26 protein-coding genes are annotated in these 25,705 nt (G+C 64.6%); 9 read left to right on the top strand and 17 right to left on the bottom strand.

Translation table 11 applies throughout. The features are described from left to right. Positions 1-124: 124 nt before the first annotated feature. Both ACSHT2_RS34465 and ACSHT2_RS34460 read right to left on the bottom strand, forming a co-directional pair. Positions 125-268, bottom strand: coding sequence for a hypothetical protein (locus ACSHT2_RS34465; protein ID WP_162832029.1), 144 nt, complete (start codon positions 266-268; stop codon positions 125-127). A gap of 140 nt (positions 269-408) precedes the next feature. After that, positions 409-1,032, bottom strand: a complete 624-nt coding sequence (locus tag ACSHT2_RS34460) for a ParB-like protein (RefSeq protein WP_440639559.1) — start codon at positions 1,030-1,032, stop codon at positions 409-411. Positions 1,033-1,365: 333 nt separating this feature from the next. Between ACSHT2_RS34460 and ACSHT2_RS34455 the strand changes: the two genes are divergently transcribed. From ACSHT2_RS34455 to ACSHT2_RS34430, 6 genes are all read left to right on the top strand, one after another. Then, positions 1,366-1,707: a hypothetical protein gene (locus tag ACSHT2_RS34455; protein ID WP_440639557.1), complete on the top strand. Its 342-nt coding sequence runs from the start codon at positions 1,366-1,368 to the stop codon at positions 1,705-1,707. 234 nt (positions 1,708-1,941) lie between these two features. Then, positions 1,942-2,229 (top strand): acyl carrier protein, encoded by a 288-nt coding sequence (locus ACSHT2_RS34450; protein WP_007592476.1) that lies wholly within the window; start codon positions 1,942-1,944, stop codon positions 2,227-2,229. A 10-nt stretch (positions 2,230-2,239) separates the two neighbouring features. Beyond that, positions 2,240-2,710, top strand: coding sequence for a 3-hydroxyacyl-ACP dehydratase FabZ family protein (locus ACSHT2_RS34445; protein ID WP_440639555.1), 471 nt, complete (start codon positions 2,240-2,242; stop codon positions 2,708-2,710). Further along, complete coding sequence (locus ACSHT2_RS34440; protein ID WP_440639553.1) at positions 2,707-3,912, top strand: beta-ketoacyl-ACP synthase; 1,206 nt, start codon at positions 2,707-2,709, stop codon at positions 3,910-3,912. The genes ACSHT2_RS34445 and ACSHT2_RS34440 overlap by 4 nt, the downstream gene beginning before the upstream one ends. Positions 3,913-3,933: 21 nt before the next feature. Then, the gene (locus ACSHT2_RS34435) at positions 3,934-5,211 is read left to right on the top strand and encodes a beta-ketoacyl-ACP synthase (RefSeq protein WP_319331235.1); all 1,278 of its coding nucleotides are present in this window, start codon (positions 3,934-3,936) and stop codon (positions 5,209-5,211) included. An 8-nt stretch (positions 5,212-5,219) separates the two neighbouring features. Next, positions 5,220-6,152 carry a lipid A biosynthesis lauroyl acyltransferase gene (locus tag ACSHT2_RS34430; RefSeq protein WP_440639551.1) on the top strand — a complete coding sequence of 311 codons (933 nt, stop codon included), beginning with the start codon at positions 5,220-5,222 and terminating at the stop codon, positions 6,150-6,152. 24 nt (positions 6,153-6,176) lie between these two features. Here ACSHT2_RS34430 and ACSHT2_RS34425 read toward each other — a convergent pair whose 3' ends face one another. The 7 genes from ACSHT2_RS34425 to ACSHT2_RS34395 form a co-directional block, all read right to left on the bottom strand. After that, complete coding sequence (locus tag ACSHT2_RS34425) at positions 6,177-7,289, bottom strand: polyamine ABC transporter substrate-binding protein (protein WP_440639549.1); 1,113 nt, start codon at positions 7,287-7,289, stop codon at positions 6,177-6,179. 6 nt (positions 7,290-7,295) lie between these two features. Further along, positions 7,296-8,489, bottom strand: a complete 1,194-nt coding sequence (locus ACSHT2_RS34420) for an aminotransferase (protein WP_440639547.1) — start codon at positions 8,487-8,489, stop codon at positions 7,296-7,298. An 8-nt stretch (positions 8,490-8,497) separates the two neighbouring features. Further along, positions 8,498-8,824, bottom strand: a complete 327-nt coding sequence (locus tag ACSHT2_RS34415; protein WP_028178566.1) for a rhodanese-like domain-containing protein — start codon at positions 8,822-8,824, stop codon at positions 8,498-8,500. 156 nt (positions 8,825-8,980) lie between these two features. After that, entirely contained in the window at positions 8,981-10,909 is a 1,929-nt protein-coding gene (locus ACSHT2_RS34410; protein ID WP_440639545.1) for a potassium transporter Kup, read from the bottom strand. Between the two features lie 140 nt (positions 10,910-11,049). Continuing rightward, a complete protein-coding gene (locus tag ACSHT2_RS34405; protein ID WP_440639543.1) occupies positions 11,050-12,951 on the bottom strand; it encodes a potassium transporter Kup in 1,902 nt (633 codons plus the stop codon). Positions 12,952-13,125: 174 nt separating this feature from the next. After that, positions 13,126-13,956: a flagellar motor protein MotB gene (locus ACSHT2_RS34400; RefSeq protein ID WP_440639541.1), complete on the bottom strand. Its 831-nt coding sequence runs from the start codon at positions 13,954-13,956 to the stop codon at positions 13,126-13,128. 21 nt (positions 13,957-13,977) lie between these two features. Continuing rightward, a complete protein-coding gene (locus ACSHT2_RS34395) occupies positions 13,978-14,751 on the bottom strand; it encodes a motility protein A (protein ID WP_271529134.1) in 774 nt (257 codons plus the stop codon). 300 nt (positions 14,752-15,051) lie between these two features. On the opposite strand from ACSHT2_RS34395, the gene ACSHT2_RS34390 reads away from it, so the two are divergent. After that, positions 15,052-15,345: a hypothetical protein gene (locus ACSHT2_RS34390; RefSeq protein ID WP_319331222.1), complete on the top strand. Its 294-nt coding sequence runs from the start codon at positions 15,052-15,054 to the stop codon at positions 15,343-15,345. An 18-nt stretch (positions 15,346-15,363) separates the two neighbouring features. Here ACSHT2_RS34390 and ACSHT2_RS34385 read toward each other — a convergent pair whose 3' ends face one another. The 4 genes from ACSHT2_RS34385 to ACSHT2_RS34370 all read right to left on the bottom strand — a co-directional run bounded on the left by ACSHT2_RS34385 (position 15,364) and on the right by ACSHT2_RS34370 (position 19,908). Continuing rightward, on the bottom strand, positions 15,364-16,083 hold the full coding sequence (locus ACSHT2_RS34385; RefSeq protein WP_440639539.1) for an RraA family protein: 720 nt from the start codon (positions 16,081-16,083) through the stop codon (positions 15,364-15,366). A gap of 123 nt (positions 16,084-16,206) precedes the next feature. Next, entirely contained in the window at positions 16,207-17,088 is an 882-nt protein-coding gene (locus ACSHT2_RS34380) for a CDP-alcohol phosphatidyltransferase family protein (RefSeq protein WP_440639537.1), read from the bottom strand. Between the two features lie 79 nt (positions 17,089-17,167). After that, positions 17,168-17,872 carry a phosphatidylserine decarboxylase gene (locus ACSHT2_RS34375; protein ID WP_440642996.1) on the bottom strand — a complete coding sequence of 235 codons (705 nt, stop codon included), beginning with the start codon at positions 17,870-17,872 and terminating at the stop codon, positions 17,168-17,170. 80 nt (positions 17,873-17,952) lie between these two features. After that, a complete protein-coding gene (locus ACSHT2_RS34370) occupies positions 17,953-19,908 on the bottom strand; it encodes an ABCB family ABC transporter ATP-binding protein/permease (protein ID WP_440639536.1) in 1,956 nt (651 codons plus the stop codon). Positions 19,909-20,109: 201 nt separating this feature from the next. Here ACSHT2_RS34370 and ACSHT2_RS34365 point away from each other — a divergent pair, with 201 nt between their 5' ends. After that, positions 20,110-20,715 (top strand): TIGR00730 family Rossman fold protein, encoded by a 606-nt coding sequence (locus tag ACSHT2_RS34365; protein ID WP_319331216.1) that lies wholly within the window; start codon positions 20,110-20,112, stop codon positions 20,713-20,715. Between the two features lie 4 nt (positions 20,716-20,719). Here the strand turns inward: ACSHT2_RS34365 and ACSHT2_RS34360 are convergent, their stop codons facing one another. The 4 genes from ACSHT2_RS34360 to cysS form a co-directional block, all read right to left on the bottom strand. After that, complete coding sequence (locus tag ACSHT2_RS34360) at positions 20,720-21,097, bottom strand: VOC family protein (RefSeq protein ID WP_440639535.1); 378 nt, start codon at positions 21,095-21,097, stop codon at positions 20,720-20,722. Positions 21,098-21,220: 123 nt separating this feature from the next. Then, on the bottom strand, positions 21,221-22,828 hold the full coding sequence (cimA, locus tag ACSHT2_RS34355; protein WP_440639533.1) for a citramalate synthase: 1,608 nt from the start codon (positions 22,826-22,828) through the stop codon (positions 21,221-21,223). Positions 22,829-23,006: 178 nt separating this feature from the next. Continuing rightward, a complete protein-coding gene (locus ACSHT2_RS34350; protein WP_440639531.1) occupies positions 23,007-23,498 on the bottom strand; it encodes a GNAT family N-acetyltransferase in 492 nt (163 codons plus the stop codon). A gap of 115 nt (positions 23,499-23,613) precedes the next feature. Continuing rightward, positions 23,614-24,993: a cysteine--tRNA ligase gene (gene cysS, locus ACSHT2_RS34345; RefSeq protein ID WP_440639530.1), complete on the bottom strand. Its 1,380-nt coding sequence runs from the start codon at positions 24,991-24,993 to the stop codon at positions 23,614-23,616. Positions 24,994-25,283: 290 nt separating this feature from the next. Between cysS and ACSHT2_RS34340 the strand changes: the two genes are divergently transcribed. Further along, entirely contained in the window at positions 25,284-25,589 is a 306-nt protein-coding gene (locus ACSHT2_RS34340; protein ID WP_440639528.1) for a hypothetical protein, read from the top strand. The last annotated feature ends 116 nt before the right edge of the window (positions 25,590-25,705 follow it).

Below are 25,705 nucleotides of genomic sequence, written 5' to 3'. Positions count from 1 at the left end.
AGCCCACCTCGCCCTCGACATCGGGACGCAACGCTGCTTCGGCAATCATGCAGGCGGACCATAGCCGCCGGCCGCCGCCGCAATTTTGCGGAAGATCAAGCCTGCCCGGGCAGCCGCCAAGCCGCTAGCGCTTTGTCATCAGCTCGAGCGCCGGGGCAAAACGCTCGGCAAATGTCAATGTCTTGGCGTGGTGAACTGCGGCAAACGATGCCGAAATCCCTGCTGAGGCGACGGCGAGCAAGGCAATGGCAAGAACCAGACGGCGCATTCCGGCCTCCTGTGTGAGCTCGATAGCCCAAAGAGATGGGGTGCCCCTGTTTCAGGACCGCTTCATGGAGACGGGAAAGTGATTTCGCTCAAGCGACCGTGATTGTGGTGCGGTTAGTGGTGCCGAAGGGCGCCACGGCCCTAGTCATCGTCCTCCGGACCGCACCAGCCGGGCAGATAGATGGCGTTCTTGCTTCTGGCGGCGGCCATCGCCTTCTCGATCGCCCTGTCGAAATCGGACTCCACCACCTTGCGCGAGACCTGTCGGCGCAGGAAATCGGCCCACAGAAATTCGGAGAACGGCGTGGTGTCTTTGGCGAAGCCGCCCATGCGGCGCAATTCGCCGGCAAGGCTGCGAAACGGATCGTCCTTGAGGTCGGCGACCGATTTCGGCAGGTCGCGGAACGATCGCCGCTCGCCCTTGGCGTCGTAGGGATAGGCCCAGCGCTTGTTGTCCATGACGCCCCAGAAGGCCTTGCGCTCGACCATCCTGAGGTCGCCGATGATGGTCACCAACACCTCCTTGACGCCTTCGTCGTGCAGCGCGCGGCCGAGATGATGATGGTCGATCACGTAGTAGCGCGAGTCGGGGCCGTAGACGACGGGGATCATGTGCTTGCCGAGCAGTTCAGCCTGCTTCTTCTTGTCTTGCTCGCGCCAGCGCTTGCGCTTCTCGCTGACCTCGCGCATGCCGACCGTCATCTGCGTCGGCCGGAGCGACAGGATCGGGACAGGATGCACTCGCGGCTCGCGCGGATTGGTCATGATCGATAGGCCCTCACATGGTTGCAACTGACGGTCCGGGTTCCCGCGACTATGCCATGGGCCTCGCGGCGACAAAATGCGTTCGGAAAGGACGCGGAGATCACAAGTCGATACCGGCGGGGCGAAGGGGGCGAACTCCGTGGCTTTTGTTATCCCTGTCTTGCAGCGCAACCCGCACACCACCGCCGCGACGGCCGGTTCCGGGACCGCTCCACACCGGCCCATGCACAAATAGTGCAAACGCACAAATGCACGCGAGCATTGAGAAGATTTTCTGCAACGCGTTCGTCACGTATGCTATCTAAATCGCTGCTTCGGAGTGATCCCCGCCCCATGAACAACCAGCGGCCCATAAGCTCGGATGACGAGCACCGGGTGCTCCAGTTCAGGCCGCGCACCTCGCCTTCCTCGGCGGTCCAGCGCGGCAGCGGCACCGTACAACCGTTGCGCGTCGCGCCCGAACGGCTGGACCTGTCGCGCTATGAGCAGCCCCGCGCCGAACCCGACAATTTCCGCCAGCGCATGCTTGCCAACATCGCGGCGCTGGCCTTCACCATCGCGCTGACCGCAATCGGGATCTGGCTCGCGGTCAACATCGCCGACCTGCGCCGGACCCAGGATTGCGTGCTGATGGGCCGCCGCGACTGCGTCAAGATCACGACGCCGCATATCTAGGACCGGCCCGCCCGCTGGCCGCGCAGTGGAAGGGTCCCGGCGGACATCCCCAGCCTGTCCCTTTGCGATCCCCTTGGCCTGCCCGGCTCCATTGAACTCAGGGCGGCGCTCCGATATACGGGCTTTCGACCCGGCCAGAGGGGGGGTTGAGGGCGTCATTCGGGGCGCGATGCCCACCCACCGTGCCACTCTGGACAATCTGACAAATACCCGCAATATATCAAAGGCTTAGTGATGTCCTCCACATTCGATCAGGTCGCTACGATCATCGCTGAAACCTGCGACATCCCGCGCGACACGATCACGCCGGATAGCCATGCCATCGATGACCTCGGCATCGACAGCCTCGATTTTCTGGACATCGCGTTCGCGATCGACAAGCAGTTCGGCATCAAGCTGCCGCTGGAGAAGTGGACTCAAGAGGTCAACGACGGCAAGGCGACCACCGAGCAGTATTTCGTGCTGAAGAACCTGTGCGCCCGCATCGACGAACTGGTTGCGGCCAAGGGCGCGAGCGCCTAAGGGCGCAGTCATGCAACTCGAATACTTCCACATGATCGACCGCATCGTCGACCTCAAGGTCGACGAGAAGACGATCGTCGTCGAAGCGCAGGTCCCGAAGGAGAGCACCATCTTCGAGGGGCACTTCCCGGGCTATCCCCTGATGCCCGGCGTGCTCCTGATCGAATCGATGGCGCAGGCCTCGGGCTGGCTTCAGCTCGGCGTGTTCAAGTTCGAACGCATGCCGATCCTGGCCGCCGTGAAGGAGGCCAAGGTCCGCGGCTCGGTCTTCCCCGGCGATCTCATGAGCATCGAGGCGCGCCTCACCTATGAAGGCTCCGGCTATGCGATGACCGAAGCCAAGATCAAAGTCGGCGGCAAGCTGCGCGCCAATTCGGCGCTCACCTTCACGCTGATCCCCTTCCCCAATGCGGATCTGCGCTCGCACATGGACGCGATCGCCAAGCGCGTCGGATTTCCGCAACAGGCCGTATCGACATGATTGACACTCCCGCTTCGAAGCCTGGCCAGACCGAGGTCTGGATCACCGGCATTGGGTTGGCCACCTCGCTCGGCGAGGGGCTGGACGCCAACTGGGCCGCGCTTCAGGAGAAGCGCATCAATGTCGACGAGAAAGGCTTTGCGCCCTACATCGTGCATCCGCTGATGCCCGTTGCCTTCGACAGCCAGATCCCGAAGAAGGGCGACCAGCGCCAGATGGAAGCCTGGCAGCGTATCGGCACCTATGCCGCCGGTCTTGCGCTCGATTCCGCCGGGATCAAGGGCAACAAGGACATCCTGTCGAAGATCGACATGGTCGTCGCCGCCGGCGGCGGAGAGCGCGATCTCAACGTCGACAGCGGCGTGCTGACGGCCGAGGCCAAGGGCGCCAACGCGCCCGGCTTCCTCAACGAGCGGTTGATGAGCGATCTCAGGCCGACGCTGTTTTTGGCCCAGCTCTCCAACCTGCTTGCCGGCAACATTGCCATCGTGCACGGCTTGGGAGGCACGTCGCGCACTTTCATGGGCGAAGAGGTCGCCGGCGCCGATGCCGCCCGCATTGCGCTTGCGCGCATCGCCTCGGGCGAGAGCGACATCGCGCTGGTCGGCGGCTCGCACAATGGCGAGCGCAAGGACTTGTTGGTCCTCTACGAATTCGGCGACTTCAACCTCAAGGGCAAGTTCGCTCCCGTGTGGGCGCGCAAGGACCACGCCGGCTTCGCGCTCGGCTCCGCCGGCGCCTTCCTGGTGCTGGAATCGAAGGCGCATGCGGAAGCGCGCGGCGCAAAGCCGTTCGCAAAATTGTCGAGCGTCGTCGCAGACCTCGCCAAACGCAAACGGCCCGGCGACATGGCCGCGACACTGGAGAAGCTGTGGGCCAAGCTGCCGAAGCGCGAGGGCAAGGGCGCCATCATCACCGGAGCGACCGGTGCGGAGCCCGCGACCTCGGAAGAGCGCGGCTTCCTCAAGAGCCATGCCGACTTTCCGGTGCGCTCGACCGGCACGGTGTTCGGCCACGCCATGGAGACGCAATTCCCGCTCGGAATTGCGCTCGCTGCGCTGTCGATCTCGCGTGGTGCGCTGTTCCCGCCAAACGATTCGACCGGGACCGAGATTGAAATGCAGGGGGCGCCCACCCAGATTGTGGTGGTGGGAGCTGGACACTGGCGCGGCGAAGGCATGGCGCTGGTCGAGGCAGTTTAGTTAGCTCAAGCGGGGATCGACATGACTGCAGCACGCGACAAATTCGGGCGCCCCGTCGTCGTCGTCACCGGCATGGGCATCTTGACGTCGCTCGGTGCCGGCAAGACCGACAATTGGGCGAAGCTCGTCGCCGGCGAATCCGGCATCCGCACCATCACGCGTTTTCCGATCGACGGCCTGAAGACCACGATGGCGGGCACGGTCGATTTCGTCAGCGTCGATCCGTTCTCCTCCACCGCCCTGTCCGAACGGATGGCCGAGATCGCGACGCAGGAAGCGCTGGAGCAGGCCGGCATCGGTGCCAAGGCCGATTTCCCGGGTCCCCTTTTCCTTGCCGTTGCACCAGTGGAGGTCGAATGGCCGCAGCGTCGCGAGCTGGGTCGCGCCGTCGGCCAGCTCGACATCAACTATGACGATTTGCTGCGCATTTCCGGCGGCGGCAAGTACAGCGCCTACCATCATCGCTTCATGTTCGGCTCGGTCGCCGCATCTCTCGCCGAGACGTTCGGCACCAAGGGTTCGCCGATCTCACTGTCCACGGCCTGCGCCTCGGGTGCGACCTCGATCCAGCTCGGCGTCGAGGCGATCCGCCGCGGCGAGACTGATGCTGCGCTGTGCGTCGCGACCGACGGCACCGTGAACCCGGAAGCGCTGGTGCGCTTCTCGCTGCTTTCGGCGCTGTCGACCCAGAACAATCCGCCGCAGGCGGCCTCCCGCCCCTTCTCCAAGAACCGCGATGGTTTTGTGATGGCCGAAGGCGCCGGCGCGCTGGTGCTCGAAAGCTACGAGGCGGCGACTGCGCGCGGCGCGAAGATCCTCGGCGTGATCGCCGGCTGCGGCGAGCTCACCGATTCCTTCCATCGCACCCGCTCCTCGCCCGACGGCAAGCCGATCATCGGCTGCATGAACAAGACGCTGGCCGATGCCGGCATGACGCCGGACCAGATCGACCACATCAACGCGCACGGCACCTCGACACCCGAAAACGACAAGATGGAGTTCAACACGACATCGGCCGTGTTCGGCGAGCTCGCGCAGAAGATTCCGGTCACCTCCAACAAGTCCATGGTCGGCCACACCATCTCGGCCGCCGGCGGGGTGGAGGCGATCTTCTCGCTGCTGACGCTCGAGCATCAGCGCATTCCGCCGACGATCAACTACGACATTCCTGATCCCGCGATCCTGTTCAACGTCGTCGGCAACAAGGCGCGCGACGCCCGCGTTACCGCCGTGATGTCGAATTCGTTCGGCTTCGGCGGCCAGAACGCCTCGCTGATCCTGACCCGCGAACCGGCCTGACCGGACGCATGGCGCTGCTTCCTGCGAGCATGAAGGCCCGCGCGCGGGAGGCTGCCAAATCGCTCGGCGGAAGCCTGATCGGCGCCGCGACGGTCGCGATGCTGCGCACCACGCGCTATTTCGATCCGGTCAAGACCTCGGACTTTTTCGCGCGCGCCGTAAAGCTGATCGGCCCGCGCCTGCGCGAGCACCGCATCGGCCGCGCCAATCTCACCGCCGCCTTTCCGGAGAAATCGCAGGAGGAGATCGAACGGATCCTGATGGGCGTCTGGGAGAATCTCGGCCGCGTCGGTGCCGAATTCGCCCATATGGACCGCGTCTGGGACTACGATCGCGAGCACCCGGAGCGAAGCCGGATCGAGTTGTCGCCGCGTAGCATCGAGCTGTTCGACCAGATCCGGGACGACGGCAAGCCGGCGCTGATCTTCGCCGCGCATCTGGCCAATTGGGAATTGCCGGCGCTCGCCGCCGTCGCGCATGGACTGGATACCGCGATTCTCTATCGCCGGCCGAACATCGCCTCGGCCGATCGCATCATCCAGGAGATGCGCCAGGTCAACATGGGCACGCTGATCCCGGCGGGCCGCGACGCGCCGCTGCGACTCGCGCAGGCGCTCAAGGACGGCAAGCACGTCGCCATGCTGATCGACCAGTACCTCACCGCCGGCGTCGAGGTCACGTTCTTCGGCCGCAAGACCCGCGCCAACCCGATGCTGGCGCGCCTGCTCCGCCAGGTCGAATGCCCGATCCATGGCGTGCGCATCATCCGCCTGCCCGGCGGCCGCTTCCGCGGTGAGCTGACCGAAGAGATCAAGCCGGTGCGCGATGTCGACGGCAAGATCGACATCCAGGGCACGACACAGGCGATAACCACCGTCGTCGAAGGCTGGGTGCGCGAGCATCCCGAGCAGTGGCTTTGGCTGCACCGCAGGTGGCGGTAGCCCGCCGTCTGACGGGTGCCTTCTCTACCTTCCCGTCTTCACCTTGGTCCAGAGCCGATTGATGATGCGCTGGGTCGCCGGATCGCGCGCGGTGATGACGAACAGTTTCGCAAGCGTCGCCTCGTCCGGATAGATGTTCTTGTCGCCCAGGATCTTCGGGTCGACCAGCTTCTGGCTGGCGAGGTTGCCGTTGGCATAGGACAGGAAGTCCGAGTTCTTGGCGGCAACGTCCGGGCGATAGAGGTAGTTGATCAGCTCGTAGGCTTCATTGACGTTCTTGGCGTCGGCGGGGATCGCGAGATTGTCGAAGAACATCTGCGCGCCTTCCTTCGGGATGGCGTAGCCGATCTCGATGCCGCTTTTGGCTTCCGCAGCACGAGCGCGGGCCTGCATGATGTCCCCGGACCAGCCGACCACGAGGCAGATCTCGCCGGTCGCGAGCGCGCTGAGATATTCGGACGAGTGGAACTTGCGCACGAAGGGACGGACCTTCGCCACGGCATCGGCGGCCTTCTCGAGGTCGGCCTGCTTGGTCGAGTTCGGATCGAGCCCGAGATAGTTCAGCGCCGCCGGAAAGATGTCGTCGGCGGAGTCGAGCATGTGCACGCCGCAGTCTTTGAACCTGGCGAGGTTCTCCGGCTTGAAGACGATGTCCCAGCTGTCGATCCTGGCGTCGGGTCCCAGGATCTGCTTCACCTTGGCGACGTTGTAGCCGATGCCCGTCGTGCCCCACATGTAGTTGGCGGCGTAGACGTTACCGGGATCGTAGATGGCTAGGCGCTGCGTCACGACGGGCCAGGCGTTGGCGAGGTTCGGCAGCTTCGACTTGTCCAGCTTCTGGAAGATGTTGGCCTTGATCTGGCGCTGGAGGAAATAGGCCGTGGGCACCACGACGTCATAGCCGGACTTGCCGGCCATCAGGCGCGTCTCCAGCGTCTCGTTGGCATCGAACGTGTCGTAGACCACCTTGATGCCGGTCTCCTTGGTGAAGGCTTCAAGGACATCCGGCGCCATGTAGTTGGACCAGTTGTAGAAGTTGACGACGCGCTCCGCGGCCCCTGCGGGAGGCGAAAGCAACGTCAGCGCCGCGGCGATTGCAAGTCCGAGGCAAAACCCGGAGCGGCTGACGCTCGTCATCTCTCTCTACCTCTTGCGCCCGCGCACCGCGTCGGACAGCCGCTCCAGCGCGGTGTCGAGCGTCTCGTCCTTCTTGGCGAAGCAGAAGCGCACCACGGAGGTTACCGGGTCCTGCTCGTAGAAGGCCGAGACCGGAATCGCCGCCACCTTGTAGTCTTTCACGATGCGCCAGCAGAACTCGGTGTCGCTCTCGTTCAGCCCGAGCGGCGACAGGTCGACGGTGAGGAAGTAGGTGCCTTGCGACTTCAGCACGGGGAAGCCGAGGCTCTCCAGCCCCCTGGTCAGGCGGTCCCTGCTCCGCGTCAGATCCTTGCGCATCGACAGGAAATAGTCGTCGGACTTGCCGAGACCGTAGGCGACGGCGGCCTGCAGGTTCGGCGCGGTGGTGAAGGTCAGGAACTGGTGCACCTTGGCAGCCACGCGCAGCAAGGGCGGTGCGGCGCAGACGAAGCCGATCTTCCAACCGGTCAGCGAGAAGATCTTGCCGGCCGAGCCGACCTTGATGGTGCGCTCGCGCATGCCGGGAATGGTGATGAGCGGGATGTGCTTGTGCTCGTCGAAGGTGACGTGCTCCCAGACCTCGTCGCAGATCGCGATGACGTCGAACTCCTGGCAGTAGCGCGCCAGCAGCTCGAGATCCTCGCGCGGATAGACCACCGCGGACGGATTCAAGGGATTGTTGAACAGCACCGCCTTGGTCTTTGAATTGAAGACGCTTTTCAGCATGTCCTCATTCAGCCGCCAGTGCGGCGGCTCGAGACGGACCAGGCGCGGAATGCCGCCAGCCTGGCGGATGATGGGCAAATAGGAATCATAGACCGGTTGGAAGCAGACGACCTCGTCACCGGGCTGGACCACCGCGAGGATCGCCGAGGTCAGCGCCTCGGTGCCGCCGGAGGTGACCATCACTTCGCTCATCGGATCGAGCTTGAGGCCGTGCCAGTGGCCGTAATGGGTCGCGATCGCCTGGCGCAGCTCCGGCAGGCCCATCATCGACGGGTACTGGTTGTAGCCGTTCAGCGAGGCCTCGGCCGCGGCGCGCCGGATGTCCTCGGGGCCAGGATCGTCGGGGAACCCCTGGCCGAGATTGATGGCATTGTTGTCGCGGGCGGCCTGCGACATCGCCTCGAAGATGGTGACGGGAAGGTCGGCAAAGACCTTGTTCAGGGCCGAGCTCTTGTTCAGGGACGAATTGGACATCGGGCCGATCAGCCGCCGACCTTGCTGGGGAGCCCGGCCGCCTTCCAACCCAGCATGCCGCCGGCCAGGTGCTTGTTGTACGGCAGGCCGGCTGCCTGCGCGGCCAGCGAGGCCGTCACGGAGCGCTTTCCCGAGCGGCAGGCGAATACGACCTCCTTGCCGGCGGGATCGGGAATCGCCTTGGGATCGAAGGTCGAGAGCGGCACCACGACGCCGTAGGGATAGGCCTCGGCCTGAACCTCGTTCGGTTCGCGAACGTCGACGAGCAGATAGCGCCCTTCCGCGACACCCTTGGAGACCTCGTCCGGGGTCAGATCCTGTACTTGATTTGCCACATCATCCTCCAACGTCACAGCCCGCGCCGGGGCGATCCCGGCGGGCGGCAACCTCGCCTCTCGGGAGGCGAAAATCAAGCGCTACAAAGGCTTGAGCCCCGCGGCGCAAGTTAAAGCTAAATCGCAGCGAGTTGAAGTCCGCTTCGAATCCCGGCCCTAGATCGTCACCTGCGTACCGACCTCGACCACGCGGCCTGAGGGGATCTGGAAATAGTCGGTGGCGTCGTTGGCGGAGCGGCTGAGCGAGATGAACAGCCGGTCCTGCCACCGCGGCATGCCGGAATGCACGGCGGGCTTCAGCGCCCGGCGCGACAGGAAGAACGAGGTCGACATGATGTCGAACTGCCAGCCCAGCTTGCGGGCGATCGCCAGCGCCTTTGGCACGTTGGGAGATTCCATGAAGCCGAACTTGAGCGTCACCTTGGAGAAGGTCGGTGAGATCTGCTCCAGCCTGACGCGCTCGGACGGATCGATGCGCGGGGTCTGCGCGGTCTCGATGGTGAGAATGACGTTCTTCTCGTGCAACACCTTGTAGTGCTTCAGACTATGCATGAGCGCGGTCGGCGCGCTGATTGGGTCCGACGTCAGGAACACCGCGGTCCCGGGCACGCGCTGCGGGGGCCGCTTCTCCAGCATCGCGACGAGGTCGGCGAGCGGGAACTCGAGCTTGCGCGACTTCTCGAACAAGAGTCGGCTGCCGCGCCGCCACGTGTACATCAGGATGATCATGAGCGCGCCGAGCGCCAGCGGCACCCAGCCGCCCTCGAACACCTTGAGCAGGTTCGCCGCCAGGAAGGTCAGGTCGAGGAACAGGAACGGTGCAATCAGGGCCGCGGCGGCGATCGGCGACCAGCGCCAGACCTTCCAGATCACGACAAAGCCCATCATCGCCGTGACCACCATGGTCCCGGTGACCGAGATGCCATAGGCCGACGCCAGCGCGCTGGACGAGCGGAACAGCAGCACCAGCAGCACCACGGCCAGCAGCAAGAGCTGGTTGATGCGCGGAATGAAGATCTGGCCGGAATGGGCTTCAGAGGTATGGCGAATTTCGAAGCGCGGCAGCAGCCCGAGCTGGATCGCCTGGCGCGTCAGCGAATAGGCGCCGGTGATGACCGCCTGGCTCGCAATGACGGTCGCCATCGTGGCGAGCACGACCATGCAGCCGCGGATAAGACCTTGCGGGAAGAGCTGGAAGAACGGGCTCACGATCGCGCCGGGGTCGCTGAGGACCAGCGCCCCCTGCCCCAGATAGTTCAGTGCCAGCGAGGGAAGCACGATAGAGAGCCAGGCGAACTGGATCGGCCGCTTGCCGAAATGGCCGAGGTCGGCATAGAGCGCCTCGGCGCCGGTCACGGCCAGGAACACCGCGCCCAGCGTCACGAAGCCGATGATGCCGTGGTGGAACATGAAGGACACGGCATAGAGCGGGTTCAGCGCAAACAGCACCTGTGGCTGCTGGATGATCGGGTGGATCGCCGCCGCCGCGAGGACTGCGAACCAGACGCACATGATCGGACCGAAGAAGGCGGCAACGCGGGCGGTGCCGCGGGATTGCACGGCGAACAGAGCGACCAGGATCACCACCGTCAGCGGAACGACGTAGGGCTCGAACTTGAGGGTGACGTCCTTCATGCCTTCGATCGCCGACAGCACCGAAAGCGCCGGCGTGATCACGGCATCGCCGTAGAACAGGGCACCGGAAATGATGCCGAGCAGGACGATGGTCGCCCCGCGGGTGCCAACCGCCCGCTGGGCCAGCGCCATCAGCGCCAGTGTGCCGCCCTCGCCATTGTTGTCGGCGCGGAGCAGGATCACGACGTATTTGAGCGTCACCACGATGATGAGCGCCCACAGGATCAGGGAGAGCACGCCGAGCACGGCCGCCGGGGTCGGTAGCCCCTCCGCGCCCGAGGCCGCCATCACCGCCTCGCGGAAGGCGTAGAGCGGGCTGGTGCCGATATCGCCGTAGACGACACCGATACTGCCGAGCGTCAGCGCGCCGAAACCGGCCGTGGTATGGGCCTCGCCACGTCCGTTGGCCGCCGCCGTCTCCGGGGCGGGAACTGCTACGTCACTGGTCATGGAAGAGCCTAATGGCCTCTACAATGCTTCACGGCACAACGGCTGAGGAGCGCGCGGCTTATAGGCTTGCGCTGCCGGCATAGCCTAGGCCGATTCCGGACCATAGCCATGCTAATTTTGCATAGGTTGGCCAGTTGCGTTCAAATAGTGACTTGGGTTCCGACTTCAACCACCCGCCCTGTCGGAATCTGGAAATAGTCGGTGGCATCGTTGGCCGACCGGCTCAGCGCGATGAACAAATGGTCCTGCCACAGCGGCATGCCCGACTGTGCGGAGGCTTTCAGCGACCTTCGCGACACGAAGAACGACGTCGACATGATGTCGAACTGCCATCCCTGCTTGCGCGCGATGGCGAGCGCCTTGGGCACGTTCGGCTGCTCCATGAAGCCGAAGCGCAAGCGAACCTTGGAGAACTTGTCGCTGATCTTCTCCATCCTGAACCGCTCCGAAAGATCAACTCGCGGCGTCTGCGCGGTCTCGATGGTCAGGATCACGTTGTGCTCGTGCAGCACCTTGTTGTGCTTGAGATTGTGCAGCAGCGCGGTCGGCACGAAGGCGGGATCGCTGGTGAGGAACACCGCAGTGCCCTTGACGATGTGCGGCGGCCGCTTCTCCAGGCTCCGGATCAGATCGTCCAGCGGCACTTCGATCCGTCGCGTCTTCTGGATCAGAATTCCGGAGCCCTTGCGCCAGGTCCAGATCGTTCCCGCCATGACGATGCCGAACAGCAGCGGCACCCAGGCGCCTTCGAGCAGCTTGAGCAGGTTGGCGCTGAAGAAGCTCAAATCGACGATGACCAAGGGGACAATCACGGCCGCGGCCGTCGCGGCACGCCAGTTCCACAACTTCCAGATCACGACGAAGCCCATGATGCCGTCGGCGACCATGGTGGTGGAGACCGCAATGCCGTAGGCCGAGGCCAGATTGCTGGGGGTGTGGAACAACAGCACCAGCAGCATCACGCCGATCAGCAGCAGGCGGTTGACGCGCGGCAGATAGATCTGGCCGGCATGGGATTCGGAGGTGTAGCGCACCTCGAAACGCGGCAACAGGCCGAGTTGCACGGCCTGGTAGACCAGCGAATAGGCGCCCGTGATCACCGCCTGGCTCGCGATCACGGTTGCGGCAGTCGCAAGTCCGACCAGCGGCAGCACCAGGCTCTCGGGCACCATGCGATAAAAGGAGTGCTCGATCGCGCTGGGATCGGACAGCACCAGCGCACCCTGCCCGAAATAGTTGATCAGGAGCGCGGGCAGCACGAAGAACATCCACGCCGACTGGATCGGCTTGCGGCCGAAATGGCCGAGATCGGCATAAAGCGCCTCACCGCCCGTCACCGCCAGGAACACGGCGCCGAGTGTCACGAGGCCGATCACGCCGTGCGACAGCACGAACTGCACCGCGTAATAGGGATTGATGGCCGCCAGCACCGTGGGGTCGTCGGCGATGTGGACGGCCCCCATCACGGCGAGGACGGTGAACCAGACCACCATCACCGGCCCGAAGGCTGAGGCGACCAATGCGGTCCCCTTGCTCTGGACCGCGAACAGCAACACCAGAATGAGGACGGTGAGCGGCACGACATAGTGCTCGAGCGCGGGGGTTGCGAGCTTCAGGCCTTCGACCGCCGATAGCACCGAGATCGCCGGCGTGATCATGGAATCGCCGATGAACATGGAGGCGCCCACCACGCCGAGCGCGAGCAGAACCCAGCTTCGCCGCCCGAGCGCGCGCTGGCCGAGCGCCATCAGCGAGAGCGTGCCGCCCTCCCCGTTGTTGTCGGCGCGCAGCAGCAGCAGGACGTATTTGGCGGTGACGACGATCAGGAGCGCCCACAGAATCAACGAGAGCACGCCGAGCACGATGACCCGCGAGACCGGTTCGCCATGGGCCGCGCCCTTGACGGCCTCGTGGAATGCATAGAGCGGCGAGGTGCCGATATCCCCAAAGACGACGCCAATGCTCCCGAGCGTAAGGGCCCAAAAGCCTGATGTGACCGGCTGCCCGTCCTGGGTCTCGGTCGATGTGATGCTCGCCGTCATGTGGGTGAGAAACGCTTCGTCCCTGAATTCGATCCGGCGCCTTTTGACGCTTCCGGCGCGCCTGTCAATCGGCCCGGCACCATAGCAGGCGCCGGAACAGAAGCTGTGACGTCGCAGCAACGTTCATCGGCAGCGCGACGACATGCCTCAGGTAGAACGGTAACGCAAGGGGGGCTACGGCTTCAGATTCGGCGGCAGCGGTGGATCTTCACGCATCAGGGTGATGGTCACCCGACGGTTGGCCGCGAGCGAAGGATCGTCCGGAAACAGCGGCTGGGTATCCGCCTTGCCCGAGACGGCGAAAATATGCGACGGCGGAAGGCCTTCGCGTTCGAGGATCTGGCGCACCGCGTTGGCGCGGTCGGCCGACAGATCGAAGGCGCCGTAGTCGCTGCGGGTCGGTACAAATCCTGCCGCGGTGTGGCCGGCGATGGACACGCGGAGCGGCGTGGCCTTGAGCGGGATCGCGAGCTTCTCGATCAGGCGCCGGGTACGGTCATAGGGCACCTTGGAACCATCGGCGAACATCGAGCGGCCGTCCTGGTCGACGATCTCCAGGTTGAGGCCCTGCTTGGTCTCCTCGAACATGATGTGCTTGGACATCTCGGTCAGTTCCGGCATGTCCTGCAACGCTTGGCGCAGCGAGGCCGCGGCCAGCGCGAAATTGCGGTCGACCTTGATCTTCGCCCCCGACGTGCGGTCGCGGTCCTCCTGATCCGGCGTCGGCGTGTTGGAGGCATCCTCGGGCTGGATGTGATCGACGTTCTTCAGCCGCGGACGGGTCGGCAGGCCGTCGGATTCGACGATGCCGGAGTAGCGCGCTTCGCTCTGAACGCCGAACGCCTCGCGCATCGAGCCCGCGACGATCTTCAGCTTGTTGGCGTCCTGCGTGGAGAACGCAACCAGCATCACGAAAAACGCCAGCAGCAGCGCCATCAGGTCGGCGAAGGTCACGAACCAGCCGTGACCGCCGCCGTGAGCATCGCCGCGCTTCTTCTTGGCCATCTCTCAAATCCCGGCGCGGCCTTACGCCGGCACCGGCTCTCCCTCGGTGTGACGATGCTTCTCAGGCAGATAGGCCAGCAGCATTTCGCGCACGAGCGTCGGGCTCTTGGAATCGCGGATCATCAGGATGCCGTCGATGATCAAGGTGCGGTTCGTTTCTTCGTCGAGCAGCTTGCCGTGCAGCTTGTCGGCAATCGGCAAACAGATCAGGTTGGCGACGACCGCTCCATACAGCGTCGCGAGCAACGCGGTGGCCATGAACGGGCCGAGCTTGGAAGGGTCCGACATGTTGGAGAACATCTGCACCATGCCGAGCAGCGTGCCGATCATGCCGAAGGCCGGGGCGCAGTCGCCGACGGCGCGGTAGATCTTGCTGCCTTCGTCGAGATGCATCAGGAAGTTGTCGCGGTCGCGCTCCAGATTGTCGCGAATGAAGTCGAGGTCGTAGCCGTCGGCGACGTAGCGGATGCCCTTGGCAAGGAACGGCTCGTCAGTCTCGACTTTTTCCAGCCCGACCGGCCCCTGCTTGCGAGCGATTTCGGCGATGCGGGCGAGTTCGTCGACGAGGTCGTGGGCCGAAAGGCGGCTTAGGGTGAAGGCAAACTTTGCGCCCAGCGGCAAGCCGTGCACCATGGCCGACAATGGAAAGCGGATCATCGTTGCGGCGAACGAGCCGCCGAAGATGACGATCACGGCGTGGATGTCGTAAAACATCCCGAAGCTGCCGCCCATCAAGATCAGCGTCGACACAACAGTGGCGCCCGCGGCCAGGCCGACGAGTGTTGCTATATCCATTATCGACTCCAACGCGCACGCGACAACGGCCGTCCTGGCCGCTGGTGCGGCCCGACCCCGAACCGCGTTGGAAACCCTAGAGGCCCGCCCTTAAAGCCGCGTAAAGGTTAAGTCCGGACAGTACGCCGGGCCGCTGCTGCGAGCTGCGATTGCCCTCCAGCGACACGAATTTCAATCATTCGCTAACCATGACCGGCCCCGCCGGAATGACTCTCCTGCTGCGGCCCTGCGCCACATCGAGGCAGAGGATCATTTGGTATCTTGTAGGGTTGGGCATGCTCATGGCCCGGAGCCATCGCGATGTTGACGCTGTTCAGTCTTCTCACCGCGCTGCCCGCGGTGCTGGCGCTCCACCTGCTCGAGCCGGAACTCGTCCTGCCGGCCTTCAGCCTCGTGCTCTTTGCCGAGGCCGCTTTCGCGGTGATGGCAGCGCGTTTGATTCACCTCCCGGACAATGCGGAGGGTATCACGCTATGGGACCTTGCCGGCGGCTTCACCCTGATCGGATGCGCCGCCGCAGTGTTCGGCGAGCCGGATCAGGCGGTCCTGTTTCTGACGGAACAAGGCGACCCACGGCCGGCGTCGCGGCCGTAAGGTCTTTCAATCGCGCGCTTAGTGAATCTCCGCCGAGCGCTTCAGCGCGGCCTTCAGCTTCTCCAGCGAGAAGTCGGGGCTGCGGGCGATCTCCAGGATCGGCGTCTCGCGGCGGCCGCACAGTTCGGCGGCTTCCGGCAGCTTCGCGGCGACGTCGAGCGGGATCACGATGGCACCATGCCGGTCGGCGTGGATCAGATCGTCGGACTTCACGGTCATGCCGGCGACGCGCACTTCGCCGCCAAAGCTTTCCGCATGCACCCAGGCGTGCGACGGGCCGATCGAGCCGGCCAGCGCCTGGAAGCCCGGGGCCCATTGCGGGATGTCGCGGATCGAGCCGTCGGTGATGACGCCGAGGCAGCCGAGCGCCTTGTGCACGTTGCTCTGCACCTCGCCCCAGAACGCACCGTAGCCGACATCAGGACCATCGATGTCCTGGATCACCGAGATGCGTGGGCCATGGCCGGTGCCGACATACTCGTAATAGTCGATGCGACGCTTGGACTGTTCCTCGGCCGGGAGCGACGATTTCAACACCGAGCGGATCGTAACCGTGCGGGCATAGCCGACGATCGGCGGAAGGTCGGGAAACGGACAGACCAGTTGCTTGGTGGTGTAGCCGATCAGTCGCCGCTCGGGGGCCACGATCTCCATGGCATTGCAGATCGTCGGCGTGTCGTAGCGGCCCAGCGCCTCGATGACGGAAGCGGGCAGCGGCCCGGTCGCGGAATTGGTCACGGCGTTCTCTCCCAGATTGGCGGCGGTTGATTGCGCGATGCCGCCGGCTCAAGGGCGATATAGCCGAGATCGGGCCTCCACCCAACTCAGGCAGGCCTCATGGCAGATATCCGCGAAAAGCGCTCAGTGCAGACGTCCGGGCCGGTCGTCATCCTGCGGCGGCTCCGACAAATTCGCCAGCGTCGGCGCCGAAGGCGGTGACGAGACCTCGCCTCCTCCCGGCGCGGCGGCTTCCATCGCGCGCGCCTGGTCGCGATAGGATTTGTAGCCGAGCGGCAGGCAGAGCAGATAAAGCGCCGTGCCGATCGACAGCACGTGCCAGGGATAGGCGATCAAGAGCGCGATGAAGACGATCACGGCGACGAACGCCGGCAGCACCAGCTCCGGCGGCACGCGCATGCGCTTGGTCTTGCCGGAGAACACCGGCAGACGCGACACCATCAGAAACGCGATCAGAAGCGTATAGGCCGCCGTCACCGCCGCAGGGGTGCGGCCGAGCTCGAGGAAGGCGATGTAGATCGGCAGCAGCACCGTGATGGCGCCGGCGGGCGCCGGCACGCCGGTGAAGAAATTCGCCGCGAAGGCCGGCTTGTTTGGATCATCCATGGTGGCGTTGAAGCGCGCGAGCCGCAGGCCGCCGGAGATCGCGAACACCATCGCGGCGATCCAGCCGGCATTGCCGAGCTCGTGCAGCTGCCAGAAATACAGCATCAGGCCGGGCGCCACCCCGAAATTGACGAAATCGGCGAGGCTGTCGAGCTCGGCGCCGAACTTGGACTGGCCCTTGATCAGGCGCGCGATGCGGCCGTCGATGCCGTCGAGCGCGGCCGCGAACACGATGGCGTAGACGGCGAGCGACATCCGCCCCTCGATCGACAGACGGATCGAGGTCAGGCCGGCGCAGATCGCCAGCAGCGTGATGACGTTGGGGACCAGCATCCGCACCGGGATCGGTCGGAACCGCCGGCGGCGCGCATCGGGATCTTTGAAGTCATAGGGCGTCATTGCTCACCTCGAGGCGAGATATAGCAAGCCGCGCCCCCCTCCGCCATTGCGGCGGAAGGCCCGCAAGCACGACTATTGGTCAATTGGCGCGGTAGGCGCGGCTCGGATCGTCGCCGGCAAGGTCGGCCAGGATCGTCTCTCCGGCGATCGCGGTCTGCCCTTCGGAGACCAGCGCCTTGGTGCCCACGGGCAAATAGACGTCGAGACGGGAGCCGAAGCGGATCAGGCCGAAGCGCTCGCCGGCACCGATCGCCTGCCCTTCCTTCACAAAGCAGACGATGCGCTTGGCGACGAGGCCGGCGATCTGGACCACGCCGATCCGCGCCGCCGGCGTCGTGATGACCAGCGAGTTGCGCTCATTGTCCTCGCTCGCCTTGTCGAGCTCGGCGTTGATGAAGAGACCGGGCCGATAGGCGATACGATCCACCCTGCCCGCGACGGGCGCGCGGTTCACGTGGCAGTTGAACACGCTCATGAACACCGAGATGCGCGGCAGCGGCCGGTCGCCAAGCCCGAGCTCGGCCGGAGGCAGTGCCATGGTGATCATCGAGACGCGGCCGTCGGCTGGCGACACAACCAGCCCCTCACGCACGGGCGTCACGCGGACGGGATCGCGGAAGAACAGCGCGCACCACACGGTCAGGATCGTGCCGATCCACCCCAACGGCGACCACAGCCAGAACAGGACCAGGCTTGCCAGCGCAAAGCCGCCGATGAAGGGATAACCCTCCTTGTGGATCGGCGGGATCTGGCGCTGGATCGAATCGAGAATGGACATCGCTATCTGCCGCTGGAGGGGTTGACGGCGCGGGCTGCCCCCGCGCGGTGGAGTTGTTTAGGCCAGACTTGGGACCGGAGACAAGATCACTCCACCGCCGCGGGCGTCGTCAGGATGTCATCGACCGGCGGCGGCTCCCGGTTGGGCGCCGCGCTGGTGTCGGCCATCTTGGCCAGTTTCTCGCGTGCCGCCTCGGCCTCGCGCTGCCTGTTCCACATGCTGGCATAGAGGCCGCCCTGCGCGAGCAGTTTCGCGTGGGTGCCGCGCTCGGCGATGCGGCCCTGGTCCAGCACGATGATCTCGTCGGCGCCGACGATGGTCGAAAGCCGGTGCGCGATCACCAGCGAGGTGCGGTTCTTCGCCACACGCTCGAGCGCACCCTGGATCTCGTGCTCGGTGTGGGTGTCGAGCGCCGAGGTCGCCTCGTCCAGCACCAGGATCGGCGGCGCTTTCAGCACGGTGCGTGCGATCGCGACGCGCTGCTTCTCGCCGCCCGACAGCTTCAGGCCGCGCTCGCCGACCTGGGTTTCGTAGCCCTTCGGCGCCATGCGAATGAAATGATCGATCTGCGCCAGCCGCGCCGCCTCCTCGACCTCGGTATCAGTCGCGTCCCAGCGACCGTAGCGGATGTTGTAGCGGATGGTGTCGTTGAACAGCACGGTGTCCTGCGGCACCATGCCGATCGATGCACGCAAGCTCGCCTGCGTGACGTCGCGGATGTCCTGGCCGTCGATCAGGATCTTGCCGCCGGAGACGTCATACAGGCGGAACAGCAGCCGCGAGATGGTCGACTTGCCTGCGCCCGACGGGCCGACGATGGCGACGGTCTTGCCGGCCGGCACCTCGAAGCTGATGCCCTTCAGGATCGGGCGCGTCGGCTCATAGGCAAAGCGCACGTCCTCGAAGCGCACCCTGCCTGCGGAGATGACCAGCGGCTTCGCGCCAGGCGCATCCTTGATCTCGGCCTCGCGGCCCAGCACATTGAACATCTTCTCGATGTCGATGATCGCCTGCTTGATCTCGCGATAGACCATGCCCATGAAGTTCAGGGGCTGGTAGAGCTGGATCATCATGGCGTTGACCAGCACGAAATCGCCGACGGTGTTGGTGCCATTGCGCACGCCGATCGCGCACATCAGCATGGTCGCGGTCAGGCCCAGCGTGAAGATCGCGGCCTGCCCGGTGTTGAGCACCGCGAGCGAAGTGTAGCTGCGAACGCTCGCCTCCTCGTAGCGCTCCACCGATTTGTCGTAGCGCTGCGCCTCGCGCGCCTCGGCACTGAAATATTTGACGGTCTCGTAGTTGAGCAGCGAGTCGATCGCCTTGGTGTTCGCCTCGGTGTCGGAATCGTTCATCTTGCGGCGGATGCCGATCCGCCACTCGGTCGCGATGTAGGTGTAGTACATGTAGAGCGTGACCGTGATCAGGGTAACGACCACGTAACGCCAGTCGAACTGCCAGAGCAGCACCGCCATCAAGAGCGAGACCTCGACGATTGTCGGGATCAGCTGCAGGATCACCATGCGCACGATGACCTCGATGCCCTCGCGGCCGCGCTCGAGCACGCGCGTCAGGCCGCCGGTCTTGCGCTCGAGGTGAAAGCGCAGCGACAGCTCGTGCATGTGAATGAAGGTGATGGTGGCGAGCTTGCGCACCGCATGCATGGCGACGCGGGCGAAGATGCCGTCGCGCCATTGCGTCAGCACCGCCATCAGGATGCGCATCGCGCCGTAGCTCGCGGTGAGCAACAGCGGCGAGGCGACCACCCAGAGATGCCAGTTGTCGGCCTGCACCGGCGCGGTGTTGGCGCCGGTCAGCGCGTCCGTCGCCCATTTGAAGCTGAACGGCACGGCCAGCGTGATCAGCTTGGCGGCGAGCAGCAGCACCAGGGACCAGACCACCCGCATCTTCAGATCGGAGCGATCGCCCGGCCAGATATAGGGCCATAGATGCGCCAGCGTGCCCATCAGCGTGGCCCGCTCCAGCGGTCCTCCGGAAGGATCAGGAACGTCGGCGCCGTCGAGCGATTGAGGTTGGTCCATCAAGAAACCTGAAAGCCCGCCGGATGCGGGCGCAACTGCGATTACGATTTTTCGTCCGTCATATAGAGCCTTCCCGATGCCAGCGCACCCCGCCAGATGGCGAATCTTTGATTGTTTATCGTCATTTACCGGTAGATTTCCGGGAGTATCGAATCACCGATTGGGCTTGACGCCTCTTCGCTGCAATGCATCATGGCACCAATGAGCACGATCAAAACCGTCTGTGTCTATTGCGGCTCCGGCCCTGGAACCAGTCCCCGCTTCACCGAAGGCGCCAAGGCGTTCGGCAAGGCGCTCGCCGAGAACAACGTCCGCCTGGTCTATGGCGGCGGATCGCTCGGCCTGATGGGCGCGGTCGCGACCTCCGTGCTCGATCACGGCGGCACCGTCACGGGCATCATCCCCGAATTCCTGCGCAAGCGCGAGAATGCGCTGACGCGCGTGCAGGAGATGATCGTCACCCCCGACATGCACGAGCGCAAGCGCTTGATGTTCGAACGCTCCGACGCCTTCGTGGCGCTGCCGGGCGGCGTCGGCACGCTGGAGGAACTGGTCGAGCAGTTGACCTGGAAACAGCTCGGCCGTCACGCCAAGCCCGTGCTGCTCGCCAATATCGACAATTTCTGGGAGCCGCTGTTCTCGCTGCTGTCGCACATGCGCCAAACGGAGTTCATCCGCGCCGGCCTGTCGGTCGACATCCTCAAGGCCGATCGCGTCGACGAGATCTTGCCGAAGCTGAAGGCCGCGGTGGCCCAGCTCGCCGAGGCTGAAAAGCAGCTCGCCCCGGAAGTCGCGCGCAAGCTGTAAGGTCCTACTCTGCCGGAAACGTCACCGCCTCGATCCGGTTGCCGTCGGGATCGGTGACGAAGGCTGCGTAGTAGCGCACGCGGTCGTGCGGGCGGATGCCGGGCGCGCCGTCGGAGCCACCGCCGGCGGACAACGCTGCGGCGTGAAACGCATCCACTTCGCTCGTCGTCTTCGCCCGCAGGCAGATATGCACGCCGCTCTCCGGCGGCACACGCCGCATGCCTTCGCGTAAGTTGATCCAGAACTCCGGATAGGCCTTACCAAAACCGACCGTGCGCGGCCGCGTGACGAGGCGCGCGAGGCCGAGCGATGCGAGCGTCGTCTCGTAGAATTTTGCGGCGCGTTCGAGATCGCTGACCCCGACGGAGATGTGGTCGATCATGGCCCCCTCACCAAGTCATTCCGGGGCACGCGAAGCGTGAACCCGGAATCTCGAGTTTCTCAGGTGCGCAACTGCGCACCATAGTTCGATGCTTCGCATCGCCCCGGAATGACGAAACAAAATCTACGCCGGCGCACCCGATTTCACGAGCTTGTAGATCACCGAATCCATCAACGCCTGGAAGGAGGCGTCGATGATGTTCGGGGAGACGCCGACCGTAATCCAGCGGTCGCCGTTCTCGTCCTCGCTCTCGATCAGGACGCGCGTGACCGCGCCGGTGCCGCCGTTGAGGATACGAACGCGATAGTCGATCAGCGTCAGGCCCTCGATGTATTTCTGGTACTTGCCGAGGTCCTTGCGCAGGGCGACGTCGAGCGCATTGACGGGGCCGTTACCCTCGGCCGCCGAGATCAGATGCTCGCCGGCAACGTCGACCTTGACCACCGCGAGCGCCACGGTGACCCGCTCCCCCAGCGCGTTGTAGCGCTGCTCGACATTGACGTCGAACTGCTCGACCTCGAAATAATGCGGCACCTTGCCGAGCGTGCGGCGCGCCAGGAGCTCGAACGAAGCATTGGCGGATTCATAGGCATAGCCCGCGGCCTCGCGCGCCTTCAACTCCTCGACGAGGCGCGTCAGCTTCGGATCGCTCTTCTCGTAGGGAATGCCGGCGCGGTCGAGCTCGGCGATGACGTTGGAGCGGCCGGCCTGGTCGGACACCAGCACCTTGCGGTGATTGCCGACCAGTTCCGGCGACACATGCTCGTAGGTCTGCGGATCCTTCATCACGGCGGAGGCATGGATGCCGGTCTTGGTGACGAAGGCGCTCTCGCCGACATAGGCGGCATGCCGGTTCGGCACGCGGTTGAGCATGTCGTCGAGCGTGCGCGAGACCTTGACGAGCGTTGCGAGCTTCTCCGCGGTGACGCCGATCTCGAAGGCGTCGGAAAACTCCTTCTTCAATTTCAGCGTCGGGATCAGCGAGCAGAGATTGGCATTGCCGCAGCGCTCGCCGAGACCGTTCAACGTGCCCTGGATCTGCCGCGCGCCGGCGCGCACCGCGGCCAGCGAATTGGCCACCGCCTGCTCGGTGTCGTTATGGGCGTGGATGCCGACATGATCGCCGGGAATGTCTTTCGTCACCTCGGTGACGATGGCCTCGATCTCATCAGGCATGGTGCCGCCATTGGTGTCGCACAGCACCACCCAGCGCGCGCCCGCCTCATAGGCCGCCTTGGCGCAGGCCAGCGCGAAGCTCGGATCCTCCTTGTAGCCATCGAAGAAATGCTCGCAGTCGAGCATCACCTCGCGGCCGGCGGCCTTCGCGGCGGCGACGCTGTCGCGGATGGAGGCGAGGTTCTCCTCTTTCGTCGTCTCCAGCGCGACGCGCACCTGATAGGCGGACGATTTTGCCACGAAGCAGATCGCGTCCGCCTTCGCCTCCAGGAGCCCAGCGACGCCGGGGTCGTTGGAGACCGAGCGCCCTGACCTGCGCGTCATGCCGAACGCAGTGAAGCGCGCATGACTGAGCTTCGGCCTGGTCGCGAAGAATTCGCTGTCAAGCGGATTGGCGCCGGGATAGCCGCCCTCGACATAGTCGATGCCGAGATCATCGAGCATCGCCGCGATGACCTGCTTGTCGGTCAGCGTGAAATCGACGCCGTTGGTCTGCGCGCCGTCGCGCAGCGTGGTGTCGAACAGATAGAGGCGCTCCTTCTTTGCCGAGTTCATCGCGAGCGTCCGTTCTTGTTACCTCCCCCCTTGTGGGGGAGGTCGGCGTCACGCAGTGACGCCGGGAGAGAGGTGCCACACGGGCGGTCCGAGTTCGGGGCTACCCCCCTCCCCAACCGCCCCCCGCAAGGGGCGAGGGAGTGGAAGGAGGATCGCGTGTGGCCAGGACGCTGCTTGTTCATTGCGGCGCTCCGAGCGTCTTCTTCATGGTGGTGTTGGCGAGCCATTCGTCATTGATGGTGACGCTGTTGCGCTGCTGGGCTGTGTAGCCGCGCTTGGCGAAGAAGCCCTGCGCGGTGTCGCTGGCATCGACCGAGAGGCTCTTGGCGCCACGGCTGCCTGCGAGCTTCTCCAGCGCGTCCACCAGCATGGTCGCGATGCCCTGCCCGGCCACTGCCGGATGGACATAGAGCATGCGGATGTGATCGTTGCCGCGCAGCGAGGCGAAGCCGACCGGCGAGCCCTCGAGCGTCGCGATCAGAGTGAGGTCGGCCGCAAGCCGCTTGCCGAACTCTTCGCCTTCCGCCGCCTGCATCCAGGCTTCCTGCTGCGCCTCGCTATAGTCCTCGCCGGTCAGCTCCTCGATGCTGGCGGTGAAGATCGCGGCGAGCACCGGCACGTCGTCAGGCAGGAAGGGCCGCAGGGCGGGCTTTGGCAAACTCTGTCCCATCGTCTTCACCACATCCCATAGAGCTTGAGCACCAGCGCCACGGCGCCGGCGAGCAGCGCGATCTTCAGCGCGATGTAGTAGAGCCAGTGCCGCGGGAAAGGCGTATCGGGCCGCTTCATCGCGCGATCTCCCAGGTCGTACCTTCCTTGGAGTCCTTGATCGCAACGCCCATCGCGGCGAGCAGATCGCGGATGCGGTCGGATTCCCTGAAGTCCTTGCGGCTACGGGCGGCCGTCCGCTCGGCAATCAGGCGCTCGACTTCCGTGGCATCGACGCCGCTCACCTGCTGCTTGCGCCCTTCCCACTGCGCCGCGCTCTCGGTCAGGAATCCGAGCAGCCGCAACGAGCCCGACAATGCAGCGGCATCGCCACGCAGGCCGTGCAGCGCCGCGATCACCTGCGGCGTGTTGAGGTCATCGAGCAGCGGCTCGATCACGGACGCGGCCGGCTCTGTGGCCGCGACATCGGCCGCGACGCGATACCAGTCATCGAGCGTCTTGGCGCTCTCCTCCAGCGACTTCACGGTCCAGTCGATCGGCGAACGATACTGCGTCTTCAGCATGTTCAGCCGAAGCACCTCGCCCGGCCAGTCCGCCAGCAGCTCATGGATAGTGATGAAGTTGCCGAGGCTCTTCGACATCTTCTCACCCTCGACCTGGAGGAAGCCGTTGTGCATCCAGGTGTTCGCCATGCGCTCGCGGTGGAAGGCGCAGCAGGTCTGCGCGACCTCGTTCTCGTGATGTGGAAACACGAGATCAATGCCGCCGCCATGAATGTCGAAATGCTCGCCGAGATGCTTCCAGGCCATGGCCGAGCACTCGATGTGCCAGCCCGGACGCCCCTCCGCCTTGATGCCGGCCGGCGACGGCCATGACGGCTCGCCGGGCTTGGACGGCTTCCACAACACGAAGTCGGTGCTGTCCTTCTTGTAAGGCGCGACATCGACGCGGGCGCCGGCGATCATCTCGTCCAGCGAGCGGTTGGAGAGCGCGCCGTAGCGCGGCAGCACCGAATTGGCCGCGTTCATCGCCTGGGGCGAGAACAGCACATGGTCCTCGGCGACGTAGGCAAAGCCACCGGCGACCAGCCTCTCGATGATCTCGCGCATCTCGCCGATATGCTCGGTCGCACGCGGCTCGACGGTCGGACGCAAGCAGCCAAGCGCATCGACGTCGGCATGAAACTGCTTGCCGGTCTGTTCGGTGACCTTGCGGATCGCCTCGTTCAGCGGCAGGCCGGGGAAATCCCGCGCGGCGCGGTCGTTGATCTTGTCGTCGACGTCGGTGATGTTGCGGACATATTTGACATGCGCTTCGCCGTAGAGGTGGCGCAGCAGCCGAAACAGCACGTCGAACACGATCACCGGCCGCGCATTGCCGATATGGGCGAAATCATAGACGGTCGGTCCGCAGACATACATGCGGACGTTGTTCGCATCGAGCGGCACAAAGGTCCGCTTTTCCCGGCTCAGCGTATCGTAAAGACGCAATTCCATGGCAACCCATCCCCCTCGGCCGGGCGTCCAAGGCTCTCAATGCATTTGAGAAAAGACGGCTCCAGCCAGCGAATCGCTAGCTCGTAATCTCGCGGCAAATGGCGCAGATGGCGAGGAGACCGTTCATGAGGCGACATATGGGCTATGAGGCGGCCCCACGTCAAGAGAGCCGCGAAAACGCCGTCATATCTCCGCAAAGCGCGCGGCTCGCCCTGATGGTTCATGATCCCCTAACCATTTGAGGCCATTCTGGAACCCGCGGTTCCATATTTTTTGCCCCGGTATTTTTCATGCGATCCTTGCTCGCGTTCATTTCCTGCGCCTTCACCCTTGCGGCATCCAGCGCGTTCGCCGAGACCCGCGTCTTCATCATCGCCAATCAGGTAGACGGCCATGGCAGCGACCAGTGCCTGGCCAGGGGCGAGAAATGCGGCGCCTCCGTCGCGCGCACCTATTGCCAGTCACGAGATTTTGCCCAGGCATCAAGCTATCGCCGGGTCGATCCCGACGAAATTACCGGCTCTGTCCCCAAAACCGGCGCAAACTGCTCTCAAGGCCGTTGCGACGAATATGTCGCAATCACCTGCCAGCGCTGAATTCGCTCGAAGCTGGCGGACCTTAGGCCCAATCTTTGGCCCTTGAAACGACGTGACGATGCCGCAGGAAGAGGCTATTGGAGGGCGCGCTTCGGCCCCCCAAAGTCACTTGGAAC

This window comes from Bradyrhizobium sp. PUT101, assembly GCF_052043945.1.
In the GTDB taxonomy this organism is placed as follows: Bacteria; Pseudomonadota; Alphaproteobacteria; order Rhizobiales; family Xanthobacteraceae; genus Bradyrhizobium.
The sequence above is the reverse complement of the archived record's forward strand: the minus strand, read 5'-3'. Positions and strand labels throughout refer to the sequence as shown.